Here is a 4,875-nt window from a genome sequence, read left to right as displayed (position 1 = left end):
GACAATGTTGTGGCCAAAGCCGGGGCCGCAGACGCCGCAGGCGGAGCACTTCTCGAAGGAGCAGTCTTCTACCGTGATCGCTTCTAGGGCGCGGCGGTAGTCTTTCTGCAGCCATTTCTTGTCGATGCCGGTATCGATGTGATCCCAGGGCAAGGGATCCTCCAGGCCAAATTCGCGCATCGGGAGATAGGCGCAGAGGGCCACTGGATCGGCGCTGGGATCTACCGCCTCGCCACTGTAGGCCTTCACCCAGGCGGCATAGGCGGCGTCGATGTTTTCCCACCAGGCATCCAAGCCGGCGCCAGCTCGCCAGGCCTGCTCGATCATGCGGCCCAGGGAGCGATCCCCTTTGCCAATCAAGTCCTCCAGGATGCTAAAGCGAATATCGGTAAAGTGGGCCTTGACTCCCCGCAGCCGCCGCAGTTCCCTTTGCAGCAGATCCTGCTTGCGCCGCACGTCAGCGTAGTCCACCCGGTGCCACTGGAAGGGCGTGTGGGGCTTGGGGACAAAGTTGGAGAGGGTGAGGGTAAACTCCACCCGCTTGCGGCCCAGGGCCGCACATTCTCGCTGCAGCATCTTGACCGTGCGGGCAATCCCAATCACATCGTCGTCAGTCTCGCCGGGCAGGCCAATCATGAAGTAGAGCTTAATTTTGTCCCAGCCCTCCTGGACTGCAGTGCGAATGCCGCGAATGAGGTCAGCATCGCTAAGGCCCTTGTTGATGATGTCCCGCAGCCGTTGCGTGCCGGCTTCCGGAGCAAAGGTCAGCCCCGAGCGGCGGGATCCCTTCATGATGGCGGAAATGTTCTCATCAAAGCGATCCACCCGCTGGCTGGGCAGGGAAAGGGCAATGTGCTGGCCAAGGAGACGGTTATGTAGCTCTGCTCCCACCGCTGGCAGGGAAAGGTAGTCAGAGCAGCTGAGAGAAGAAAGAGAAAACTCGTTGTAGCCGGTCTTGCGCAAGCCCTGCACCACCGCCTCCACTACCGCTTCCGGATCGACATCGCGGGCAGGGCGGGTGAGCATGCCGGGTTGGCAAAAGCGACAGCCGCGGGTACAGCCACGTCGCACTTCCACCACCAGGCGGTCGTGGACGGTGGCCACCAGCGGCACTAGACCAACGGAGTACTGCAGTTGGGGCAGCGCTACGCGGCGGCGAATGCGCTCCGGCACCCCAGGCACGATGGGCCGCGGGGGGATCCCCTCGTAAAACTGCGGCACATACACTCCTGGCACCTGGGCCAGCTCCAAGAGCACCTCCCGGCGGGGCTTGTGCAGGGATCCGGCCAGCACCTGACCAATTTCCGGCAGCACCTCTTCCCCATCCCCAAAGACGAAGAAATCGAAAAAGTCGGCAAAGGGCTCGGGGTTGGAGGTGGCAGTCGGCCCACCGGCAAAGATGAGGGGACACTCTTGTGGGGTAAAGGCTTGCCGTTCCCACCACTTGAGCGGGATCCCGGCCAGATCCAGCATCTCTAAGATGTTGGTGCCCCCCAGCTCATAGGCCAGGCTGAAGCCGACAATGTGGAAAGCGCGCAGGGGGCGACGCGATTCTACGGCAAACAGCGGGATCCCCAGCTGCCGCATCCGAGCCGCCAGATCCGGGCCTGGCAGGTAGGTGCGGTCGCACAACTGGTCTGGCTGGGCGTTGAGGATGTTGTAGAGGATGATGTGGCCCAGGTTGGAAGCCCCCACCTCGTACAGCTCCGGGTAACTTAGCACCCAACGCACCCGTGCCGAGTCCCAAGGGCGATGGACAGCCCCGAATTCCTTGCCCAAGTAGCGAGCTGGCCGCTGGATTTCAGGCGTGAGCAAGCGATCCAAATCAACGGGTTCTAGGTGTGCTTCCGTGGCAGCCGCAGCAAGCATGGGGATCCTAGCAAGAAGTAAACGCAGCTACTAATTCTGACTCTAGCCGAACTTTTCCAGCAGCCCAAACCCGGCGTGGTTTCTGTGTAGGCAACGGGCGCAACCCTCAAGAAAAGGACAGCTCGACGGGAAGTGATGCCGGTGGAGACCCCTCTAGCGGGGTCGTGGAAAAGATCCGCTTTTGTCTAGTGTTGTATCAGTCTTCAGAGCGGTCAATCCTGCTCTTCCTCCGCCTCGAAGGAGTACCCAGAAGCTACGGCCAAAGCTTCCAGCGAGCGGAGTCCCACGTAACTGCGGCCATTGATAATCCAAGTGGGATAGCTGGTGATCCCTGCCTTCGTACATTCCTCAACCTGAGGCGTGCCGGGCCCGTTGGGCGAGCACTCCACGTAGGGTATCTGGGCAAAGGCCGACCCAAACAAGGCCTTCTGCTCTTGGCAGTGGGGGCACCAGTAGGCCCCGTACATGGTGGCGCCAATCTTGCGCAGGTGGGCTGCTAAGCCTGCCGCTAGGGGGCTGGGCGGAGGAGCCTGCTTGGCGTACACCCCAAGGGTAACTACCAACGTAAATAGGCCCACGAGAATGTAACTGAAAGCCAGCTTGGCCCAGTCCAGCCAGCGGTGGCCAAACACCGTGACGAGCCACAGCCCCGCTACCAACCCCATCGCTGCCGTGCAGTACAGGCAGAATTGCCGTAGCACCGCCACCATCAGGTAAAGCATATACATCTCAAAGACAGTCATGGCGGAAACCAAGCCAAACAGGGCTGGCCATCGCCACCGCTTCACTCCTGGGATCTCTTCCGGCAGCCCTGCCAGGGCCAAGACGGCTAGAAACCCCAGCAGGCCAATGGCTGCGGTTGGGATCCCCAAAAACTCTGCCCACCGACTGGAGAGCACCAGGTTACACCCCCCATCCCCCCCACAGAAGGCAGCAGGCTGCTCCGTCAGCTTGGTGTAGGTAAGGTAGGCTGTTAACAGAACTCCCAAGCTGGACAAGAAGACCAAGATTGGGCGCGCATGGCGCTGCAGCCAGGTTTCTTCTGGGGTTCTGAGATAGGAAGCCATAGGACCGTTCCAGCAGCTTGACACCCCTGAAATTATAGAGGGGCAGAATTGACCTCGTCCGTGGGATCTAACACCGGCAAGCCGGCTGAACGACGCACTTGGGCAGCCAAACTGTCTCCCAGCCGCAGGGATCCCAGCTTGGGGTCAGAGAGGGGGCGGTCGCAGATCCCCCAGCGGCGGCGAAAGTAGCGGGCCAAGTCGGCTTCGGCCAAAACTAGATAAACTGGACGGCCATGGGGACAGGTGTGGGGGTTAGCCGTGCGCTGCCAGGCATCCAGCAACTGCTGCATCTGCTCCAGGGTAAGTGGGACCCCATTGCGCAAGGCACCACGACAGGCCAGGGCCACCTGAGCTGCTTCTAGATCCGCGCAGCGGCTGAGTTCCAGAAGGGATCCCTGCACCTCTTCGGGGTCTTCCGAGCAGAGAGCTAGCGGCAGGCGGCGCACCAAATACGTAGCGGGGCCAAAGGGTTCCGGCTCTAGCCCCAACTGTTCCAGCTGCTCCACGGCTTGGGAAGACAATCCCTGCAACATGACTGGTGTCTCGAGCTCCACTAGCTGCCAGTGCCGTTGGATCTCCTCATAGCGCACTCGCTCGTGGGCCAGGTGTTGCTCCACTAGCCACAGCCCCTGGGGGTGCTCCGCTAGAATGTAGGTTCGGTGCAGTTGGGCCAGCGCCTTTAGGGGAGGCAGGGAGCAGCCGGCGGCGGAGGGAGCTGAAACCCGGTAGAGCGACTTGGACTCGCTGGCGCGGAGGAGATGAAGAGAGCGGCGGCTGGACTGGGCAGAGCCTGCGCGCAGAAGATCCTGCAGGTACTGGCGCAATTGCTCCTGTCGCTCCTGCGGCTTTTGTAGATAGAGCTCGCTCTTAGCTGGATGGCGGTTCCAGTCCACTTGTTCCGGTGGCAGGCGCAGGTGCACCACTACCAGAGGATGGCGGTGGCGGGGCAAGGCGTGTTGAAAGACTGACTGGATTAACCGTTGCCACTCCAACATCTGCACAAAGCGGCCATTGACGGCTACCCGGATCCAATCGGGGCGAGGGCGATGCAGGCGATCCGGCAAGCCCACCACCAACTCCCAGTCGCTATCCCCCTCTTGAATGCGCCGGTAGCGCAGATCGGAAGGCTCCACCTGCGGCAACATTTGCAGGAGCAGATCCTGCAGAGATTGGCCCGGCCAAAGACTAAGTAGCAGCTGCCCCTCCTGGCAGACTTGCCAGCTAACCTCTGGATGGGCTAGCGCAGCGTTCTGGACCAAGGTTAGGAGTGAGCGCGTCTGGGGCGGGGGACAGCGGCGCAGGGGCCAGCTAGCAAACAAATCCGCCACCGTCACGACTGTCCCCAGAGCGGTGGCTGCTGGCTGCTTGTGGATCAACTCCCCCTGCTGGTCGTAGGTGGCCAGCCAGCCATGCTCATCGGTGGCATGACGGGTCTGGATGGTCAGGGATCCCAAGCGGGCTAGGCTGTGCAGAGCTTCTCCGCGAAACCCTAGGCTGCACCCATCCCACTTGCTCGTGGTATGGCGACGGGCTACCTGCTCCAACTCCGAGCCTGGGATCCCTTGGCCGTTATCGGCTACCCGCACCTGCCAGCGGCTCGGCCAAAGATCTACCTGAACGCGGCTGGCCTGGGCATCGAGGGCGTTTTCTATCAATTCCCGCAGGGCTGCCTCCAGGGAGTCGATCACCTCTCCCGCCGCCATTTGGGCAACTCGTTCCGGACTTAGAGGCCGAATCTTGACCATGGGAATATCCAGCACTGCTCCCCTGGGAGTCCTCTTTGCTCAATACGCCCAGTATGTCCTGAAAGAAAAACCCCTGGCGCTGAGGCCAGGGGAAGTAGAGTCAGGAAACCTGGGGAGGCACTAGCCCCGCACAGCCGGCGCTACCTCCACCGCCGCCAAGTCCAGCGGGAAGTTGTGCGCATTCCGCTCGTGCA

At 61.6% G+C, this 4,875-nt stretch carries 3 protein-coding genes; all 3 read right to left on the bottom strand.

The window, feature by feature from the left end:
- Window positions 1–1,869: TIGR03960 family B12-binding radical SAM protein (locus tag NW833_RS11070; protein ID WP_414412502.1), on the bottom strand; the 1,869-nt coding region annotated here is incomplete at its 3' end.
- Between the two features lie 212 nt (window positions 1,870–2,081).
- The gene (locus NW833_RS11065; protein WP_414412501.1) at window positions 2,082–2,936 is read right to left on the bottom strand and encodes a vitamin K epoxide reductase family protein; all 855 of its coding nucleotides are present in this window, start codon (window positions 2,934–2,936) and stop codon (window positions 2,082–2,084) included.
- Window positions 2,937–2,968: 32 nt separating this feature from the next.
- Window positions 2,969–4,681 carry a DNA mismatch repair endonuclease MutL gene (gene mutL, locus NW833_RS11060; protein WP_414412500.1) on the bottom strand — a complete coding sequence of 571 codons (1,713 nt, stop codon included), beginning with the start codon at window positions 4,679–4,681 and terminating at the stop codon, window positions 2,969–2,971.
- Window positions 4,682–4,875 lie beyond the last annotated feature (194 nt).

This window comes from Synechococcus sp. O70.1, assembly GCF_047462215.1.
Taxonomy (GTDB): domain Bacteria; phylum Cyanobacteriota; class Cyanobacteriia; order Thermostichales; family Thermostichaceae; genus Thermostichus.
The sequence above is the reverse complement of the archived record's forward strand: the minus strand, read 5'-3'. Positions and strand labels throughout refer to the sequence as shown.

Excerpts from the sequence above, each read along its gene's own strand:
- NW833_RS11065 (WP_414412501.1), bottom strand. The coding sequence starts at position 2,936 with ATGGCTTCCTATCTCAGAACCCCAGAAGAAACCTGGCTGCAGCGCCAT.
- mutL (WP_414412500.1), bottom strand. The coding sequence starts at position 4,681 with ATGGTCAAGATTCGGCCTCTAAGTCCGGAACGAGTTGCCCAAATGGCG.